This is a genomic window from Rhodococcus sp. ARC_M12, from assembly GCF_022810385.1.
GTDB classification, from domain to species: Bacteria; Actinomycetota; Actinomycetes; order Mycobacteriales; family Mycobacteriaceae; genus Rhodococcoides; species Rhodococcoides navarretei.
This window is the reverse complement of record NZ_JALGQI010000004.1, coordinates 105,842-123,598: the sequence shown is the minus strand read 5'-3', so window position 1 is coordinate 123,598 and position 17,757 is coordinate 105,842. Positions and strand designations below refer to the sequence as shown.

The following is a 17,757-nucleotide window of genomic DNA, read 5'->3' as shown; positions in this document are numbered from 1 at the left end:
CGAACTCGAATCAACCGATCATGGGGTTGGACGCGCGGGGACGGGAAAAGGTTTCAGTCTCCGTGGAGTTCGTTCTCGACGCGATCGGCGGCGATAGCGGGGTCCTCGTGTTCCCAGATGCGCACCACGCGCCAGCCCTCCGCGAGCAGCTTCTCGTCGGTATCACGATCGCGTGCGACGTTGGCCGCCAATTTGTCGGCCCACCACTGCGCGTTGTTGCGGGGTTTGGTGGCGTGCACCGGGCAGCTGTGCCAGAAGCAGCCGTCGACGTAGACCGCGACTTTGCGTTTGGGAAAGACCAGATCTGCCCGACGCCGCATGCCCTTCAGCGGCGCGCGATCGACGAAGTAGCGCAGGCCTCGTCGGTGCAGCGCTTGCCGCAGCGCCACCTCGGGTTTGGTGTCGCGACGTTTCTGCTTGCTCAACCGCGCACTGGTTCTGGCGTCGGTGGCGGGCCGGTCTGCGCTCACACCGGAACCCGATCGGCGTACCCGCCCATGCGCTCGAGGTGGGCGTCGAGGTCGTCGAGAAATCCTGGGGCGAAACGCAGGCTGCCGGCTCGGGCGCGCTTGAGAAAACCGGCCGTTGCCCGTGCCGACAGCAGTTTCGAGTCGTCCAGAAAGCCGATCAGATCCTCGTAGGGCTCGTGCACCGGCATGGTCGACACGGCGACCCGGTAGCTGGTGCGATCACGGCCCCACGCCGCTGTCGGCCAGGCCTGCCCGGGAAGAAGAGCCGGATTGTTCGAGGCGTCGTACGGCTTGGGATCGTCCAATGCGCTCGCCGCCCATGACGCCATCCGCACACTGACGGCGTTGCCGACGAGCTTCCACCGATGCCCACTGCGGACGCCCGGCTGCTGGACGGCGGGCAGAGTCCACTCCGGATCGAAGCCCTGCAGACGCTCGGCCCCGATGATGCCGGGAGTGACGATCTCCCCCGAAGGCAGCCGAACGGCCGGGGGACTGGCGATGCCCAGCGAGGATCCGCCCTTGAGGGTCGGGACCGCATTGACGGCCCAGCCCAGGCCGCGAATGCCCTCGGTCCAGTAGAAGCCGCACGGCTGGGTGCTCGGGTCGCCGTCGGGCAGCGGGCCGGCATCCTGCGCGAACAGCACCTCGCGCGGATCGTCGGTGCGCGAGGCCAGCATCACCACCCGCTGCCGACGCTGCGGCAAACCGAACGCACGGGCGTCGACTACGCGGTAGGCCCACATGTAGCCGAGGTCCTCGAGCGCGTCGGTGATGTGTCGCATGGCGGCCCCGCGGCCGAGCTGCAGCATGAACGGCACGTTCTCCATCAGCAGCCACCGCGGACCGCGTCGGCGCGAGACCAGCCGAAACACCTCGTCCACCAGCCCGGAACGGGCACCGGTGATGCCTGCCGTGCGGCCGGCCTGGGAGAGGTCCTGGCACGGGAAGCCCGCGGCGACGAGTTCGGTGTCGGCGGGCAGGCTTCGGAGAGTGGTGACGTCGGTGTGCAGGGGTATCTCGGGCATCCGCGCTCGTAGGACGGCTCCGGCACCGGGATCGATCTCGCACAGCAACTGCGTCGTCCACCCTGCGTCGGCCAACCCCAGCTCGAGCCCGCCGATCCCCGCGAACAACCCGACCATAGACCGTGCGCTCACGTGTGCCCTTCTCTCGCCCGACGGCCCTACGGTACTCGAGAGTCGGTGCGCTGAGTGTCCACTATTTGTGCCCAGAAGCGGGATGCCGTGGGCGGGCACAAATTGTGGACATCGACGGTAGTCGCGCTTGACCTCGACCGTGCTCGAGGTTTCACACTGGAATGCGAGGGCCGAAAAATCGGTTGGAAACTGAGCCTGTGCAATGAAATCATGCGAGCACAGCAATAAGGAGAAGAACCTGTGTCTACGGGTGTGCTCGATCCCGAAACCCGAACCCTCGATCAGTCGTACCCGGACACCGCGAAGCCGCCCAGCTCACTGCGTCGTTTCGCGCCGTTTCTGCTGCCGTACAAGTGGTTCTACATCGGCTCCATAGTGGTCTCGTTGATCGCGACCATGACCGGTCTGGTGATTCCGCTGGTGATGCAACGCGTCATCGACGGCCCCATCACCGACCGCAACTTCTCTGCCGTCTGGTGGCCCGCGGCGTTCGTCCTGCTACTCGGCACCATCGACGCAGTCGGCATCTGGGTTCGCCGCTATCTGGTCTCCCGCCCGTCGAGCCAATTCGAGATATCGGCGCGCGCAACGGTATTCGACAAGCTGCAGCGACTGTCGGTCTCGGCTCACGAGAGCTGGGAATCGGGTCAGCTGCTCTCGCGTGCCATTGCAGATCTCGGTTCGCTGCGGCGGTTCATGGCCTTCATCGGCCCGTTCATCATCATCAACTCGGTGACGCTCGTGGTGGGTATCGGCGTATTGCTGGTGCAGTCCTGGCAATTGGGGCTGATCATGCTCGTGACGTCGATACCGCTGCTGATCGCCTGCACAAAGTTCGAGACGCTGTATCGCGTCGTGGCCCGTGAGGCTCAGGATCAGGCGGGCGACGTCACGACGACGGTCGAGGAATCCATCCAGGGTATCCGCGTCCTCAAGGCCTTCGGGCGAAGTGCGCACCTGGGCAAGCAGTTTCTGCGGCAGGCTCGTACTCTGCGCGGGACCGAGCTGAAGAAGGTGCGCTACCTCGCGATCATCTGGGCCGTCATCGTCGGGCTGCAACCGATCACCATCGGCGCGATTCTGGCCGTGGGGACGTACTCGATCGTGCAGGGCACGATGACGGTCGGCACGTTGGTCGCGGCGATCGCCATCGTCGCCTTCCTGCTGTGGCCGATCGAATCGTTCGGCTACCTGCTGGCCGAGCTGAACAATGCACGCACGGCAGCAGATCGCTACTGGGAAATCATGGACACTCCCGAGACCGTGACCGATCCGGTCGACCCCGTCGAATTGCCCGAAAGAATCCGTGGCCGAGTGCAATTCGATCGCGTCGGATTCACCTTTCCCGACGCGTCCTCGCCGCTTCTCACCGGCGTCAGCTTCGTTGTCGAGCCGGGGGAGACCGTCGCACTCGTCGGCAATACCGGCAGTGGAAAGACGGCGCTGACAAACCTCGTACCCCGTCTGTTCGACGCCACCGAGGGATCCATCACCATCGACGGCATCGACGTGGCCTCGATGCGGTTGGCCGATCTCCGCTCGATCGTCACGGTGGCGTTCGAGGATCCGGTGTTGTTCTCGGCCAGTGCGCGCGAGAACATTGCGCTCGGTTCGCCCGGCGCATCCGATGCCGAGATCGCCGAGGCCTTGGAGATCGCGCACGCAACGGATTTCGTCGAGCAGCTGCCCTGGGGTCTGGCCACTCGTATCGGTGAGCAGGGCATGAGTCTGTCCGGCGGGCAGCGGCAGCGGCTTGCGCTGGCGCGGGCGGTGCTGGGCAAGCCTCGGGTATTGGTGCTCGACGACCCGCTGTCCGCGCTCGACGTGGACACCGAGGCAAAGGTGCAGAAGGAATTGCGGCGCGTGTTGGCGCACTCGACGACAGTGCTGGTGGCACACCGGCCGTCGACCGCTGCGTTGGCCGACCGCGTGCTCTATCTCGAGAACGGAACAATCGTGGAGCAGGGAACACACGAGGGACTGCTGGCGTCGTCGCCGCGGTACCGCGAGGTGATGGGGTCGGTCCATGGCTGAGCAGACCGCAGTTGCGGATTGGCGTGGCGTCGGCGGCGAGGAGACCGAGGTCGACGCCACCGGAAACCTGGTGCTGGCCGGACGTTCTCGTCGGTTGCTCGCCTCGCTGGTGCGCCCGTACAAGAAGCAGGCCCTGCTGTCTTTCCTGATCATTCTGGTCGACAACATCACGTACGTTGCCGGTCCGTTGTTCATCGCGTACGCGCTGGACAACGGCGTCGGCGCTGCGGGACAGGGTGATTGGGGTCCCATGCTGTGGGCTGTCGGCGGTTACACCGGCTTCGGTCTGCTCGGGATGTTGACCACCTACGCATTTCTCACCGTCTCCGGCCGACTGAGCCAGAACATCCTGTACGACCTGCGCGGACGGGTGTTCGACCATGCCCAGAAGCTGAGTCTGTCCTTCCACGAGAATTACACCTCGGGACGGCTGATCTCGCGACTGACCAGCGATGTTGAATCTCTGCAGACACTGCTCGAGAGCGCGCTCAACGATGCTCTGACGGCCATCCTGTCGATGGTGTCGATCGCGATCATCCTGGTGTACCTCGACGTGCCGATGGCGATGATCGTGCTGGCCGGATTCGTTCCGCTGGTGCTCGTCACGCGATGGTCGCAGCGGCGACAACGCCAGGGATACCGTCGAACACGGGTGGCGATCGCACGCGTCGTGGTGCACTTCGTCGAGTCCATGGGCGGCATCCGCGCGGTGCAGGTGTTCCGGCGTGAGGGCCGCAACGATGCCATTCTGAACACCGAGGATTCGGAGTATCGGGACGCCACCACCGCAGCGCTGCGCGGTATGGCGAGCTACACCGGCATCGTGCGGTGGATCGGCAACGTCACGCTCGCGATCATCCTGGTGTTCGGTAGCTGGCGAGTGATCAACGGCCACATGGATATCGGCGTACTCGCGGCCTACGTGCTGTATCTACGCCGGTTCTACGGGCCACTCGACGAGCTGGCGATGGTGTTCAACGCCTACCAGTCGGCCGCGGCTGCGCTGGAGAAGATCTCCGGGGTACTCGAGGAAGAACCGTCGGTGATTGCCCCGAAGAACCCGGTATCGATCGGAACGGCGAAGGGCGACATCACGTTCGACGACGTCCACTTCTCCTACGGTTCGGAACGCGTCGTGCTGCCGGAATTCTCGCTGCACGTACCCGCAGGACAGGTGGTCGCGATGGTCGGAGCCACCGGAGCAGGCAAGTCGACACTGGCAAAGCTGTTGGCGCGCTTCTACGATCCGACGGCCGGAGCCGTCCGCCTCGACGGCGTCGACATGCGGGAGATCGGTGACGAGGACCTGCGTCGCAACGTCGTGATGGTGACGCAGGAGTCGTTCCTGTTCTCCGGATCGGTCGCAGACAACATCCGACTCGGACGTCCCACGGCGACCGATGCGGAGGTGCAGGCCGCTGCGGACGCCGTCGGGCTGGCGGAGTTCATCGCCTCGCTGCCGGAGGGAATCGACACCGACGTACGCAAGCGCGGTGGCCGATTGTCCTCGGGCCAAAGGCAATTGGTGGCCTTCGCGCGGGTGTTCCTCGCGGCACCGTCGGTGATCGTGCTGGACGAGGCGACCTCGAGTCTGGACATCCCGAGCGAGCGGCTGGTGCAGCGCGCGCTCGAGACCATCCTGCAGGGCCGGACGGCGCTGATCATCGCGCACCGACTCTCGACGGTGGCGATTGCGGATCGGGTACTGGTCATGGCCGACGGCGACATCGTCGAGGACGGAACGCCCGAGGACCTCATCGCGGGCGAGGGACGCTTCGCGCATCTACACGAGGCGTGGGAAGACTCGCTCGTCTAAGTCCACGGGGTGATCGGCGGCTTGACCCACATGATCTTCTCGTCCACGTGCTGGGGCGTCGCACCGTCGTGGCCCGGGTGTTCGGCCGCCCATGCGGACTTACGGTCGAGCAACTCGGCCACGATGGTCCACGTCTCCATCGTGCTCGGTGGGTGCAGGTCGGCAGCGCGGGCCAGCTTTCGGCGAACGGTGTCGGTGAGGTCGAGGAGCTCGGCACCGGTGATGCCGCGATCCCACACGTAGCGCGCCAGGGCCGTCGCCTTGTCCTGTCGACTCTTCGCGGCCTGCTCGGAGTGCGCGAAATCGAACTGCCCGCCGCCGGTGTTCTCTGTCGTCACGGGCACAACCTTAATGAACTGCGAGAAAAGGCACGTCCGCTTGATCTTCTGGGGGCCTCGTCGCCTACCGTAGGTGGGTGATCACTCAAGCATCGGGTGCAGAGCATGTATCCATCCCCGCGACCGACTCCACAGACGCGAAAACCTGGCCGTCGATCCTGACGTGGCGAGCGCACGACGTTCCCCGCATGGAGTCCGTGCGGGTCCAGCTCGCGGGCAACCGCATCAAGGCTGCCGGACGCATCATCGGTGCCGCGTGCAGCGATCACCCCGCCTTCAGCGCGTCATACGACCTGGTGACCGACGAATACGGCGTCACCAAGCGGCTCTCGGTCCGCACCTCGCTCGCGTCCGGCGACCGGCAGGCCTCCGTCAGCCGCGACGACGAGGGCTACTGGATGGTCGAGAACAGCGCCAGCCACCAGCGCTCGACCTACAGCGGCGCGCTCGACGTCGACATGGTGCTCAGCCCCTTCTTCAACACACTGCCGATCCGCCGATTCGGTCTGCACACCCAGGTCCAGGACCTCGAGGTGCCGACGGTGTACGTGAACCTGCTCGACCTCAGCATCCAAGAGGCCACGCTGACCTACAGCAGCGGTTCCGAGGGCATCCACGTCATCTCACCGGTGTCGACGTCGTCGGTCACGGTCGATGCCGACGGCTTCGTTCTCGACTACCCGGGGCTGGCCGAGCGGATCTGACGTACGACGCCACCGCGTCGACCCGCGTCCTGCAGTTCTTCCCGCCACTCCGGCTCGCCCGGGGTGATGTCGGTGATCTCGAAGCGCTGATGCTGCTCGTACTGCAGGCGCGCTGCGTTCCCGGCGTCGACCAGGGTTTTCGTCGAGCCTTCGTTCAGTTCTTCCCGCGCGGCAGTGAGCGCGGCCAGTGCCTCGTCCAGCGCGGTGCGCAGAGCGGCGGCGTTGCCCTCGGTCATCGCCCGGACGAGATTCGGCGACGACGACGCCACCCGCGTCCCGTCCCTGAAGGAGCCCGCAGCCAGGCCCAGGGCCAGCGGTCCGCCCGCCGCTCCCACCATTGCCAGGGCCTCGGCCAGCAGATGCGGAAGGTGCGAGATTCTGGCGACGGCTCGATCGTGCTCGACGCTCTCGGCCGGAACCACCACCGAACCGCAGTCGAGGGCGAGCTGGGCCACCCGGACCCATACGTCGGCATCGACCCCGGGATCCGTGGCAACCACCCACACCGCGTCGACGAACAGTGTCGGATCGGTGGCCGACCACCCCGACTGATTGGTGCCCGCCATCGGATGCCCACCGACGTAGCGGGCCTGTAGTCCGCGAGCGGCCACCGCGGCGGCGACCTCGGCCTTCACACTGACGACGTCGGTGATCGGGGCAGCAGGCGCATGCTCGGCGATGGCAGCCAGAACCGAGTCCACGGCGGGCATCGGGACGGCGACGACGATCAACGCGTCGTGCGCTGCGGCCCTGCTCAGCGCGGCTGTCAGGTCGGTGCCCACGTCGTAGCCGTCGGCCCCAGCACCGGCGATCGCGTCGGCCGATCGGTTCCAGCCCCACACCGGCCGCCCGGCATCGTGCGCGGCGCGCAGGATCGACCCGCCGATCAGTCCGAGACCGAGAACGCACACCGAGGAAGAAGTCACCCGATCAGATTGGCACAGGTGGGTGCCGTCGATGGGAGGTGGACTTCGAATACCGGCCCCTACCGGACTACCGTTGCGCGCATGGCCGCACAGCGCGCGAACAACAACCGCGCATCCGCACCGGAATACGACGACCTCGAGGGATTCGGCGTTGCAGTTGTCCGAGAGGACGGCAAGTGGACCGTGACGCCGCTGTCCGACGATGCACTGACCAGCCTGTCGGCGGCAGAGACCGAACTGCGTGAACTGCGCAGCTCGGGAGCAGTGTTCGGACTGCTCGACGTGGACGAGGAATTCTTCGTCATCCTGCGTCCCGCACCGAACGGCACCCGCCTCCTGCTGTCCGACGCGGTCGCCGCCGTGGACTACGAAATTGCCGCGGACGTTCTCGACGCGTTGAACATCGAGATCCCGGACGTCGACCCCGACGAACTCGACGACATCGAACCCTACGAAGAGGGCGACCTTGCCTTGCTGGCCGACCTCGGACTCCCCGAGGCCGTGCTCGGCATCATCGTCGCCGAGACCGACGACTACCCGGACGAGCAGCTGCAGTCCATCGCCGAACGGCTGGGCTTCGAAAGCGAGTTCGCCGCAGCGGTGAACAAGCTGCGGCGGTAACCGATGCCGGTGTCCGACGCGGACATGATCCGCGCAGCGCTGTCGGCCGCGGCCGAGGCATCGGACGCCGACGTCCCCGTCGGAGCCGTCGTGTTCGACGCCTCGGGACGTGAGATCGCCCGGGCCTGCAATGCGCGAGAGGCGTCGGGCGACCCCACCGGGCACGCGGAAGTGATAGCGCTGCGTCGAGCAGCGGCTGTCCACGGTGACGGCTGGCGACTCGAAGGCTGCACGCTGGCCGTCACGTTGGAACCCTGCACGATGTGCGCCGGGGCGTTGGTTCTCGCTCGCGTCGGCGCAGTGGTGTTCGGAGCGTGGGAACCCAAGACCGGAGCCGTCGGCTCGCTGTGGGACGTCGTACGAGACCGTCGACTCACCCACAGGCCGCAGGTTCGCGGCGGGGTGTTGGAAGCCGAATGCGCCGAAGTCCTGACGCAATTCTTCGCCCGCCAGAGATAACGATCTCGTCACATGCTGGCCGCGGACCGCGAATGTGTGGACTGTAGAAGGCGGGAGCGCAACGACGTGCTTCTACTTCTGTGAAGGAGAAAAGTATGGGCATCGGCGACAAGATCTCGAACAAGTCCGAAGACCTCGGCGGCAAGGCGAAAGAAGCCGCAGGTTCGGCCACCGGAGACAAGGACCTCGAAGCAGAGGGCAAGGGCGATCAGACCTCGGCTGCATTCAAGGACGGTGCCGAGAAGGTCAAGGACGCAGCCTCGAACATCAAGGACAAGCTCACCGGCAACTAGATTTATGCGGGAGTGGAGCCTGCGAAACGACCCATTGGTCCGCTGAGCAGGCGATTTAGCCTCAGGCCGTCATTCCGGTACAGTCTTCTGCGGTGGCGTGTCCGAGCGGCCTAAGGAGCACGCCTCGAAAGCGTGTGAGGGTTCACCCCCTCCGAGGGTTCAAATCCCTCCGCCACCGCCAAGAACTCCCCACCCGATTCGTCGGGTGGGGAGTTTTTTGTGCGCGTGGGGTGGGGGCTGCGCCGGGCCAGGTTTCTTCGCAAACGCGCGCGCATTCGTCAGACGCGAGCAAGTTCGCTGCCGATTTCGCGCGCACCTGGCAAATGCGCGCGCGTTTGCGGGATCACCGGGGCGGGACCACCGGGCGGGATCACCGGGCGAGATTGCCGGACCGGGACGGGTCGCCGTTACTCAGACGCTCAGCATTGCCCCGCACCGGCGGCGTCGAGTCCACGCAGAATTTCGTTCTGATCGCCGGGCGGTACGTCGTTCCAGCTGGGCGCGGTGGTCATTTCGGTGCGCAGACCCTCGACCGACTTGGCGCGATCGGAGATTCCGGTTTGCTCCAGCGCATCGATGGACGGCATGAACTGGGTACAGGTCTGCTGGTAGAGCGCTTCACCGGTGACCCCTGAGGTCGCATCCGTCGGAGCTGCAGGCTCGGCAGCAGGCGGCGGATCGACGGCCGGAGCCGGGGCCGGTGCAGGAGCGGGTGCAGGCGCGTCGACCGTGGTGGTCTCGGCGACCGTCGTGGAGGCGGCGGCAGAGGTGGTCGTGGCGCCAGTTGTAGTGGTCGACGCTTCCTCGCTCGACGGGTCGCTGCTACATCCGACCACCGAGACGGCCATGATCAGCCCGAGCAATCCGGTCGCGATTCTTCGTTTCATCGCAACTGTGTACCACCTGGACCTCAGAGCAGGGTCTGCGCCCGCCCCGTGATGGTGCTGAGCGTCGTCGACCAGGCCACGTTCTTCGGGTCGAGGAACGCGCCGTGTCCGGCTCCGGGCAGAACGACGAGCTCGGGGTCGGTGCTGCCCGCCTTCGTGGCGGCGTCGACGTAGACGCGGCTCTGGTTGACCGAGACGGTTCGGTCGGCGTCACCGTGCAACGCGGTCAGCGGAACGTCGAGGGGGAGGTATTCGATGGGTGAGGCGATCTTGTAGCGACCGGGCACTTCGTTGGGCATGCCGCCGAGAAAGGCGGGGACGAACTTGTCGCCGCCGATGTTCGCCGCTCGTTTCATGTCGAATACGCCGGCCATGATGGTGGCGCTGCGTGGCCGGATTCTCGGTTCCGCTCCCGGTGCATCGACCGGCATCAGGTGTCGAGCGGCCACCCATGCGGCCAGCTGCCCGCCGGCCGAGTGTCCGGCAATGTGGACGCGATCGAGATCGAGCCTCCCGCCCGCTGCGTCCTGTACGACGGTTGCGAGCGCCTCGGTGGCGTCGTCGACGTCGGAGAGGGTGTTGGCCCAGTTGTTCGGCCCACGCCGATACTCGACGTTCCAGACGGCGATGCCCTCGTCGGCGATGGCCGTCGCCATCTGCTGGAAGTACGACAGGTCTGGTTCTTCCTGCCACCCTCCGCCGTGGATCATCACCACCACCGGGAGGAGGGTGGCGGTGTTGTCGGGGAGGTAGAGATCGCCGATGTTGTCCGGCTCGTACCCGTACTTCAATCTGAGTGGGTCGCTGGTCGGACTCGAAACCGGTTGCAGCGCTGCCGAATAGGTCTCTGCGGTGCTCGGTGAGGAGTCGGTGTCGGCCGAGCTGCAACCGACCAGTGCGACCGTCAGCACGCAGGAGAGGAAGTGGCGACGGTTCACGCGCGCCGAGCCGTCCACTCGAGCAGTTCGGCGAGCGGCCAGGTGTTGATCACGCGCTCAGCAGGGACGCCCTGTGCTTCGGCGCGGATGCAGCCGTAGCCCTGCCAGTCGAGTTGCCCGGGTGCGTGCGCGTCGGTGTCGATGGAGAACAGGCAGTCGCGTTCGAGGGCGATGTCGATCAGTCGCTCGGGGGGATCCTGGCGTTCGGGTCTGGCGTTGATCTCGACTGCGGTGCCGAATTGACGGCAGCCCTCGAACACCACGGGGGCGTCGAACGTCGATTCGGGTCGGGTGCCGCGTCCGCCCTCGACGAGCCGTCCGGTGCAGTGGCCGAGGACGTCGACATGAGGGTTGGCGATGGCGGTGACCATGCGTTTGGTCATGGTCTTGGAGTCGGCTCGCAGGTTGGAGTGCACGCTCGCCACCACCACGTCCAGCTCGGCGAGCAGTCCCTCGTCCTGGTCGAGCGAGCCGTCGTCGAGGATGTCCACCTCGATCCCGGTGAGGATGCGGAACGGTGCGAGCCGCTCGTTGAGTTCGGCGACCATGTCGAGCTGGGCGCGCAGACGCTCGGCGGTGAGGCCGTTCGCGACCTTCAGGCGTGGGGAATGATCGGTCAGCGCGCAGTACTCGTGTCCGAGCATCGCGGCGGTGCGCATCATTTCCTCGATGGGGCTGCCGCCGTCGGACCAGTTGGAATGGGTGTGCAGATCGCCTTTCAGTGCGGCGCGAAGATCGTTGTCGCCGATGGGCTCTGCGGCAGCCCGTTGCTCGAGCAGGTAATCCGGGACGTCCTGGGTCAGAGCCTGTCGAATGATCAGCGAGGTCTTGGCTCCGATGCCGGGCAGTGAGGACCAGGTGTCTGCCTTCTTGTGCTCGGATCGCTGTGCGGGACTAAGGGATTCGACCACATCTGCAGCCCTGCGGTATGCCTTGACGCGGTGGGTGTCCGAGCGTGATCGTTCGAGCCAGAAGCCGATCTCTCGAAGCGCGCCCACCGGATCCATGTGGACCATTGTGCCTGCCGGTACCGACACATGTTCACGGGGTAAACGGACAAAACTCTCAGGGAGTTGCCAGGCCGCTCGTTCCCCACCGGCTTGAAGCTGCAACTACCATCGGCAGTCATGACCAAGAAATGGTGGATCGTAGGAGTAGTTGTCGTCGCCGTCGTGGCGCTCGGGCTGTACTTCGGCCCCAAGATCTATGCGTCTCTGCAGGAAGACGACGCACCGGCAGCATCCGTGTCGACCTCCGGCGCGCAGGCCGCGAGCACCGAGAGCATCGACGGACGGTGGATCGTCACCCCGGGCGACGCTGCCAACACGACCGCCGCGGGCTATACCGTCGACGAGCTGCTCAACGGCTCCGACGTCACCGTGGTCGGATCGACGACCGAGGTGGCAGGCAATGTGGTCATCGCCGACGACACCCTCACCGAGGGCCAGGTGGTCGTGATGACCAACTCGATCAGCACCGACAGCGATCGTCGCGACGGCCAGTTCCGCGGCAACATCTTCGATACCGCCACCTACCCGACGGCGACGTTCAGCATCGACTCGCCGATCGATCTGTCCGACCTCCCTCGGGACGGAACCACCATGACCGTCACCGCGGAGGGCACGTTGACGCTCAAGGATCAGACGCGTCCGGTCTCGGTCGAGATGGAGGTACTGCAGTCCGGTGACACGCTCATCGCGTCGGGTGCCATTCCGACGACGTGGTCCGACTACGAGATCGAGCCGCCTTCACTCGGTTTCGTCACGGTCGATCCGTCCGGGACCATCGACTTCCTGATCAATCTGAATCAGCAGTAGCGCGTTCTCGGGGGCCGGCAGGCGTCCATCCCGGCGGTCCGACGAGATATCCGACGCGTTCCTTCCATGACCGCGATGCCGCAACATCCCGCGCGATGTTGCGGTATTCGTGTGTCTGGAGGGTCCAGATGTTGAACGTGTCGACCGGTTTCGTCAGGCCATAGTTGGGGCGCTCGACCTCCTCGGCGTACGTGCCGAAAAGGCGGTCCCAGATGATCAGGATGCCGCCGTAGTTCTTGTCCAGATACTGCGGATCGCGACCGTGATGGACGCGATGATGCGAGGGCGTGTTGAAGACGAACTCGAACGGACGCGGCAGCCGGTCGATGCGCTCGGTATGTACCCAGAATTGGTAGACGAGGTTGATCGAGAATCCGACGAACACCATCCACGGCGGCATTCCCAGCAGGGGGAGCGGAAGCCACATGATGACCTCGCCGCTGTTGTTCCACTTCTGACGCAGCGCCGCGGCGAAGTTGAAGTACTCGCTCGAATGGTGGGCCTGATGCGTCGCCCAGATCAGTCGGGTTCGATGCGCGATGCGGTGATAGCCGTAGAACAGCAGGTCGACGCCCAGGATCAGGATCACCCACGTGTACCAGGCGTCGGCCGGGAGATGCCACGGCGCGACGTAGACGTAGATCGCCGTGTACCCGACCAGGGCGAGTGCCTTCCACGCCGTGGTGGTCGCGATCGACACCAGGCCCATGCTGAGGCTGGCCCGCGCATCCCTCGCGGAGTAACTGCCCCGCGAACCGTCCTCGAGCTTTGCGGCTGCGATCCACTCGATCGCCAACAGCAGCGCGAATGCGGGAATGGCCAGCGCCACGGGATCGCGCAGCGGCTCGGGCAGTGCATTCCACGCCGTACCGACCCACTCGTACATCGAACCTCCAGTGCGTGACAGCCAGGTGGAAAGTGTAACGCTGTCGGCCCAGCTTTCCTACGGCTCGTACCGTGGAAGATGCGCACCTATCGGCAAAGAGAGCGGAGTCGGACTTGTTGCAGAAAATCGCGTCCACGGCCGGACAGGTAGTCGAGTCCGTGGTGGGTGTCGTCGGAATTCGGGTCGGCACCGAGGAACAACCGCACACGAGCCGGCGACTGACCGATGCGGTGGAGATTCGTCGCTACGAACCACGCATCGCGGCCCAGACCACCGTCGACGCCGATGAAGAAGAGGCACGCCAGGAGGGTTTTCGTCGCCTGGCCCGGTACATCTTCGGCGGAAACGGGGGTAAGCAGAAGGTCGCGATGACCGCTCCTGTCAGCCAGTCGTCCGCAGGCTCGCAGAAGATTGCGATGACGGCTCCCGTGTCGAGCACGTCCGGCAGCGACGGCTGGGTCGTTCGGTTCTTCATGCCGGCCGAGTGGACGATGGACACGCTGCCCACTCCCGACGACGACCGCGTGACGTTGACGGCGGTTCCGGCGGAGACAGTGGCCGTGCTGCGTTTCAGCGGTAGCCGCGGCCGGGACGCCGTCGAACCGAAGCTGGCGGCGTTGACCGACACTCTGCGCGCCCACGGCATCGAGATGTTGGGTGAGCCGATGACCTGGTTCTACGATCCGCCCTGGACCTTGGCACCTTTCCGTCGCAACGAGGTGGTCGTCGCGATACCGGACGGTTCCTGACCACTCGGCTCACTGCGGCAACTGCTCGCCACATTCCTATCGGAATGATAGGAATTGAGCGTGCACATCACGGCCAAGGCGGACTACGCGGTCCGGACGCTCGTCGAACTCGCGGCCGTCGGCGGGCAGCGGCCGGCGAAGGCCGAGGCCCTGGCCGCCGCGCAGGGTATCCCGCACAAGTTTCTCGAATCGGTGCTCTCGGATCTCCGTCGCGCAGATCTGGTGTGCAGTAGACGGGGACCCGACGGCGGATACTGGCTGGCGCGGGAGGCGTCGGACATTTCTGTTGCCGACGTGATCAGGGCAGTCGAGGGGCCGCTGGCGTCGGTGCGCGGGCAGCGGCCCGAGGACGCGGAGTATGCCGGCCCCGCCGAGCCGCTCACCCGGGTCTGGCTGGCGGTGCGCGTCAATCTCCGCGCGGTGCTCGAGGCGGTGTCGCTCGCGGATATCGTCGAGGACGATCTGCCGGGCTTTGTGAAAGAGCTGGTCAGCGAGCCGACCGCATGGGCGCGTCGATGACCTGAGTCACATCTGCTGCCAGCTGTGTCGGGATCGACAAAATTGCACTCCACTGCAAACTTGCAGAACCGTGCAACTTCCGTAGGTTGGTAAGCGTGACTTCTCCGACGGGCCTTCGAGATCTGAAGAAGGCTGCCACCCGCGACGCCCTCGGCATGGCCGCCGTGCGTCTGGGCAAGGAGCACGGCTTCGAGGCGGTCACCGCCGACGCCATCGCGCACGAGGCGGGAGTGTCCACCCGCACGTTCCACAACTACTTCTCCAGCAAGGAAGAAGCAGTTCTTCATCACATCGAGGTTTCTGCCCTCGAGTGGTTCGAGCTCCTGCGCGCCAGGCCGTCGACCGAACCGATCTGGGACTCGTTGCGGCACATCGCAATCAACCTCGTCGCGGACCCCGGCCGGGATCTGGACGACACCTTCGCGGCAGCACGGCTCATCGAAGCCAACCCCGCCCTGATGGCACGCAAACTCGAAATGCACCAATCGCTGACCCGCAAACTCGGCGAAGCCATCGCCGAGCGAACCGGCACCGATATCGACACCGACCTCTACCCGAACCTGCTCCAGATGGCCGTCGGTGGTGCCGTCACGGCAGCACTGAACATCTGGGTCACCGACTCCGCAGGCGCATCGACACCGAGGGCCCTCATCGAGGACGCCTTCGACCAACTGCGCGCCGGGTTACCCGAACCCAAGGGTCGTTCCGCAGGCTCCACTCCTGACCCCGAACCTCACACCCCCACGTCCGAACACAACCGAGGAGCTTGACCGTGGCCACCTATCTCTACCGAATCGGAAGATTCGCGTACCGGCGTAAGGGCATGGTCCTCGGACTGTGGCTGGCGATTCTGGTTCTCGCCGGAGTGGGCGCAGCAACGCTGTCCGGCCCCACAGCAAACTCGTTCAACATCCCGGGCACACCGGCACAGGCCGCACTGGACCTGCAGGAGGAGCGCTTCGGCAATGCCGAGGATCCGCTCACCGCCGTCAACGCCGAGTACGTCTTCCAAGCCCCGGACGGGCAAACGCTGGACACCCCGCAGTACACCTCGGCCATCGATGCCACCATCGCCGAGATCGAGAAGATCGACGCCGCCAAGCCTGCGGAAGGTGCTCCGCCGCTGGCCAATCCGGTCGCTGCCAATCAGTCCACCATCGAGCGATACACCGAGGCAGCAGCGGAAGCAGGTACCCCGGCGGACGAGGTAGCAGCCGACGCCGCAGCCACATCACCGTTGAGCCCCAACGGCAACGTCGGAACGGTCACCGTGCCGATCGACGTCGAGCTCGCGGACGTCACCGACCAGATCCGCACCGAACTCGACGAGGCAGCACAGCCCGCGCGTGACGCCGGCCTGACCGTCCTGCTCGGCGGAACCGTCGCGCAGGACACCGCCCCGCCCGGCGGAACGTCGGAACTCGTCGGTCTGGCCGTGGCCGCCGTCGTGCTGCTCATCATGTTCGGATCCGCCGCGGCCGCCAGCCTGCCGCTCATCACCGCCATCGTCGGCATCGGCATCTCGAGCCTGGCGATCACCACGGCATCCGGCTTCGCCGATCTGTCCACGTTCACACCGGTGCTCGCCATCATGATCGGTCTGGCCGTCGCGATCGACTACTCCCTGTTCATCCTGGCTCGCTACAGACACGAGTTGACGCTCACCGACGACCGTGAGGAGGCCGTCGGCCGGTCGGTGGGAACCGCAGGCTCGGCCGTCGTGTTCGCCGGTGCCACCGTGCTCATCGCCCTCGTCGCACTGCGCGTCGTCGGCATCCCGTTCCTGTCGCAAATGGGTCTGGCAGCCGGATTCGCGGTGTTCATCGCGGTACTCATCGCACTGACATTCCTGCCCGCCATGCTCGGCCTCTACAAGGGCAAGGCCTTCGCAGGCAAGCTCAAGTTCGTCAACACTGCCGACCCGGAATCTCCCGATGCCAAGCCCACCAACGGACTTCGGTGGGCCAGGTTCCTGGTCAAGCGGCCCGCGGTCGGCCTGATCGGCGGCATCGTCCTGCTCGGCGTCATCGCAGGACCGGCCACCGGTCTGTCGCTGGCTCTGCCGTCCATCGCCACGTCCGATCCGTCCACCCCCGCGCGTCAGGCCTATGACGTCGTCGACGAAGGGTTCGGTCCCGGACGCAACGGACCGCTCCTGGTCATCGCCGACGCGTCGAGCGTGGCAGAGGCCGATCGGACTGCCTCCTTCGGCAAGGTCGTCGAGACGATCACCGAGCAGTCCGACGTCACGAACGCGCAGATCATCGCCGTCAACCCGGCCGGTGACACCGCGCAGATCCTGGTCACACCGTCATCCTCGCCCAACAGCGAGCAGACCAAGACCCTGGTGGCGAATCTGCGCGACGCCGAGCCGGGCGTGCAGGCCAGCGACGGCGTTTCCTATGGCGTCACCGGGCAGACGGCACTCGAGCTCGACGTCTCCGAACGGCTGCAGGACGCCTTGATTCCGTACCTGGCAGTGGTCGTCGGCCTGGCCTTCGTGCTGCTGATGCTGGTGTTCCGCTCCATCCTGGTGCCGCTGACTGCAACGCTCGGATTCCTGCTCAGCGTGCTCGCGACCTTCGGTGCCACCGTGTTCATCTTCCAAGAGGGCGGGCTCGGCCTGATCTCCAACCCGCAGCCGATCGTCAGCTTCATGCCGATCTTCCTCATCGGTGTGGTGTTCGGCCTCGCGATGGACTATCAGGTGTTCCTCGTCTCGCGCATGCGTGAGGAGTTCGTCCACGGTGCCGCCGCCAAGGATGCCGTCGTCAACGGCTTCAAGTACGGCGCACGAGTGGTCACCTCGGCCGCGGTCATCATGATCTCGGTGTTCGCCGCGTTCATCGCCGAGCCGGACTCGTTCATCAAGTCCATCGGCTTCGCGCTCGCGGCGGCCGTCTTCTTCGACGCGTTCGTCGTGCGCATGGTGCTGATTCCGTCGGTGATGGCGCTGCTGGGCGACAAGGCCTGGTGGCTGCCGAAGTGGCTGGACAAGATTTTGCCCAACGTCGACATCGAAGGTGCCAAGCTGAAGACGGCCCCGGAGAAGACCGCCTAGTTCCCGCCGGCCGGTCGGCCGAAGATTACCCGCAACACTCGAAAAACGGAGAGACTGTTATCCATGTGTACGAGTAATC

The 17,757-nt window shown here is 65.6% G+C and carries 19 protein-coding genes and 1 tRNA gene; 12 read left to right on the top strand and 8 right to left on the bottom strand.

Annotated features, from left to right (window positions below; genetic code table 11):
* Window positions 1-53 precede the first annotated feature (53 nt).
* Together MTX35_RS07220 and MTX35_RS07215 are read right to left on the bottom strand one after the other, a co-directional pair.
* Window positions 54-470 carry a very short patch repair endonuclease gene (locus MTX35_RS07220; protein ID WP_243594317.1) on the bottom strand — a complete coding sequence of 139 codons (417 nt, stop codon included), beginning with the start codon at window positions 468-470 and terminating at the stop codon, window positions 54-56.
* On the bottom strand, window positions 467-1,615 hold the full coding sequence (locus MTX35_RS07215; protein WP_243594439.1) for a DNA cytosine methyltransferase: 1,149 nt from the start codon (window positions 1,613-1,615) through the stop codon (window positions 467-469). Before MTX35_RS07215 ends, MTX35_RS07220 begins: the two co-directional genes overlap by 4 nt.
* A 255-nt stretch (window positions 1,616-1,870) precedes the next feature.
* On the opposite strand from MTX35_RS07215, the gene MTX35_RS07210 reads away from it, so the two are divergent.
* Entirely contained in the window at window positions 1,871-3,664 is a 1,794-nt protein-coding gene (locus MTX35_RS07210) for an ABC transporter ATP-binding protein (protein ID WP_243594316.1), read from the top strand.
* Window positions 3,657-5,480, top strand: a complete 1,824-nt coding sequence (locus MTX35_RS07205; RefSeq protein ID WP_243594315.1) for an ABC transporter ATP-binding protein — start codon at window positions 3,657-3,659, stop codon at window positions 5,478-5,480. Before MTX35_RS07210 ends, MTX35_RS07205 begins: the two co-directional genes overlap by 8 nt.
* Here MTX35_RS07205 and MTX35_RS07200 read toward each other — a convergent pair.
* The gene (locus tag MTX35_RS07200) at window positions 5,477-5,818 is read right to left on the bottom strand and encodes a hypothetical protein (RefSeq protein ID WP_243594314.1); all 342 of its coding nucleotides are present in this window, start codon (window positions 5,816-5,818) and stop codon (window positions 5,477-5,479) included. The two genes, MTX35_RS07205 and MTX35_RS07200, sit on opposite strands and share 4 nt — an antisense overlap.
* Window positions 5,819-6,006: 188 nt before the next feature.
* On the opposite strand from MTX35_RS07200, the gene MTX35_RS07195 reads away from it, so the two are divergent.
* The gene (locus MTX35_RS07195; protein WP_243594438.1) at window positions 6,007-6,522 is read left to right on the top strand and encodes a putative glycolipid-binding domain-containing protein; all 516 of its coding nucleotides are present in this window, start codon (window positions 6,007-6,009) and stop codon (window positions 6,520-6,522) included.
* Here the strand turns inward: MTX35_RS07195 and MTX35_RS07190 are convergent.
* A complete protein-coding gene (locus tag MTX35_RS07190; RefSeq protein WP_279395751.1) occupies window positions 6,495-7,466 on the bottom strand; it encodes a prephenate dehydrogenase in 972 nt (323 codons plus the stop codon). The two genes, MTX35_RS07195 and MTX35_RS07190, sit on opposite strands and share 28 nt — an antisense overlap.
* 63 nt (window positions 7,467-7,529) lie before the next feature.
* Here MTX35_RS07190 and MTX35_RS07185 point away from each other — a divergent pair, with 63 nt between their 5' ends.
* The 4 genes from MTX35_RS07185 (at window position 7,530) to MTX35_RS07170 (ending at window position 9,002) form a co-directional block, all read left to right on the top strand.
* A complete protein-coding gene (locus MTX35_RS07185; protein WP_243594312.1) occupies window positions 7,530-8,069 on the top strand; it encodes a tRNA adenosine deaminase-associated protein in 540 nt (179 codons plus the stop codon).
* 3 nt (window positions 8,070-8,072) lie between these two features.
* On the top strand, window positions 8,073-8,528 hold the full coding sequence (locus tag MTX35_RS07180; RefSeq protein ID WP_243594311.1) for a nucleoside deaminase: 456 nt from the start codon (window positions 8,073-8,075) through the stop codon (window positions 8,526-8,528).
* Between the two features lie 95 nt (window positions 8,529-8,623).
* Entirely contained in the window at window positions 8,624-8,821 is a 198-nt protein-coding gene (locus MTX35_RS07175) for a CsbD family protein (RefSeq protein WP_243594310.1), read from the top strand.
* Between the two features lie 91 nt (window positions 8,822-8,912).
* A tRNA-Ser gene (locus tag MTX35_RS07170) sits at window positions 8,913-9,002 on the top strand.
* Window positions 9,003-9,240: 238 nt separating this feature from the next.
* Here MTX35_RS07170 and MTX35_RS07165 read toward each other — a convergent pair.
* The 3 genes from MTX35_RS07165 to MTX35_RS07155 are packed head-to-tail and all read right to left on the bottom strand — an operon-like array spanning window position 9,241 to window position 11,653.
* Window positions 9,241-9,708, bottom strand: a complete 468-nt coding sequence (locus tag MTX35_RS07165) for a hypothetical protein (protein WP_243594309.1) — start codon at window positions 9,706-9,708, stop codon at window positions 9,241-9,243.
* A 23-nt stretch (window positions 9,709-9,731) separates the two neighbouring features.
* Window positions 9,732-10,646, bottom strand: a complete 915-nt coding sequence (locus tag MTX35_RS07160) for a S9 family peptidase (protein ID WP_243594308.1) — start codon at window positions 10,644-10,646, stop codon at window positions 9,732-9,734.
* Complete coding sequence (locus tag MTX35_RS07155; protein ID WP_243594307.1) at window positions 10,643-11,653, bottom strand: PHP domain-containing protein; 1,011 nt, start codon at window positions 11,651-11,653, stop codon at window positions 10,643-10,645. Before MTX35_RS07155 ends, MTX35_RS07160 begins: the two co-directional genes overlap by 4 nt.
* A gap of 120 nt (window positions 11,654-11,773) precedes the next feature.
* Here MTX35_RS07155 and MTX35_RS07150 point away from each other — a divergent pair, with 120 nt between their 5' ends.
* Window positions 11,774-12,463, top strand: a complete 690-nt coding sequence (locus MTX35_RS07150) for a YceI family protein (protein WP_243594306.1) — start codon at window positions 11,774-11,776, stop codon at window positions 12,461-12,463.
* Here MTX35_RS07150 and MTX35_RS07145 read toward each other — a convergent pair.
* Window positions 12,444-13,349 (bottom strand): sterol desaturase family protein, encoded by a 906-nt coding sequence (locus MTX35_RS07145; protein ID WP_243594305.1) that lies wholly within the window; start codon window positions 13,347-13,349, stop codon window positions 12,444-12,446. The genes MTX35_RS07150 and MTX35_RS07145 overlap by 20 nt on opposite strands.
* A gap of 113 nt (window positions 13,350-13,462) precedes the next feature.
* Here MTX35_RS07145 and MTX35_RS07140 point away from each other — a divergent pair, with 113 nt between their 5' ends.
* The 4 genes from MTX35_RS07140 to MTX35_RS07125 all read left to right on the top strand — a co-directional run bounded on the left by MTX35_RS07140 (window position 13,463) and on the right by MTX35_RS07125 (window position 17,678).
* Window positions 13,463-14,098, top strand: coding sequence for a heme-binding protein (locus MTX35_RS07140; RefSeq protein ID WP_243594304.1), 636 nt, complete (start codon window positions 13,463-13,465; stop codon window positions 14,096-14,098).
* Between the two features lie 60 nt (window positions 14,099-14,158).
* On the top strand, window positions 14,159-14,617 hold the full coding sequence (locus tag MTX35_RS07135; protein WP_243594437.1) for an Rrf2 family transcriptional regulator: 459 nt from the start codon (window positions 14,159-14,161) through the stop codon (window positions 14,615-14,617).
* An 86-nt stretch (window positions 14,618-14,703) separates the two neighbouring features.
* Entirely contained in the window at window positions 14,704-15,387 is a 684-nt protein-coding gene (locus MTX35_RS07130; protein WP_243594303.1) for a TetR/AcrR family transcriptional regulator, read from the top strand.
* 2 nt (window positions 15,388-15,389) lie between these two features.
* Window positions 15,390-17,678, top strand: a complete 2,289-nt coding sequence (locus MTX35_RS07125) for an MMPL family transporter (protein ID WP_243594302.1) — start codon at window positions 15,390-15,392, stop codon at window positions 17,676-17,678.
* Window positions 17,679-17,757: the final 79 nt, after the last annotated feature.

Excerpts from the sequence above, each read along its gene's own strand:
- MTX35_RS07215 (WP_243594439.1), bottom strand. The coding sequence starts at position 1,615 with ATGGTCGGGTTGTTCGCGGGGATCGGCGGGCTCGAGCTGGGGTTGGCC.
- MTX35_RS07205 (WP_243594315.1), top strand. The coding sequence starts at position 3,657 with ATGGCTGAGCAGACCGCAGTTGCGGATTGGCGTGGCGTCGGCGGCGAG.
- MTX35_RS07195 (WP_243594438.1), top strand. The coding sequence starts at position 6,007 with ATGGAGTCCGTGCGGGTCCAGCTCGCGGGCAACCGCATCAAGGCTGCC.
- MTX35_RS07185 (WP_243594312.1), top strand. The coding sequence starts at position 7,530 with ATGGCCGCACAGCGCGCGAACAACAACCGCGCATCCGCACCGGAATAC.
- MTX35_RS07180 (WP_243594311.1), top strand. The coding sequence starts at position 8,073 with ATGCCGGTGTCCGACGCGGACATGATCCGCGCAGCGCTGTCGGCCGCG.
- MTX35_RS07175 (WP_243594310.1), top strand. The coding sequence starts at position 8,624 with ATGGGCATCGGCGACAAGATCTCGAACAAGTCCGAAGACCTCGGCGGC.
- MTX35_RS07165 (WP_243594309.1), bottom strand. The coding sequence starts at position 9,708 with ATGAAACGAAGAATCGCGACCGGATTGCTCGGGCTGATCATGGCCGTC.
- MTX35_RS07155 (WP_243594307.1), bottom strand. The coding sequence starts at position 11,653 with ATGGATCCGGTGGGCGCGCTTCGAGAGATCGGCTTCTGGCTCGAACGA.
- MTX35_RS07150 (WP_243594306.1), top strand. The coding sequence starts at position 11,774 with ATGACCAAGAAATGGTGGATCGTAGGAGTAGTTGTCGTCGCCGTCGTG.
- MTX35_RS07145 (WP_243594305.1), bottom strand. The coding sequence starts at position 13,349 with ATGTACGAGTGGGTCGGTACGGCGTGGAATGCACTGCCCGAGCCGCTG.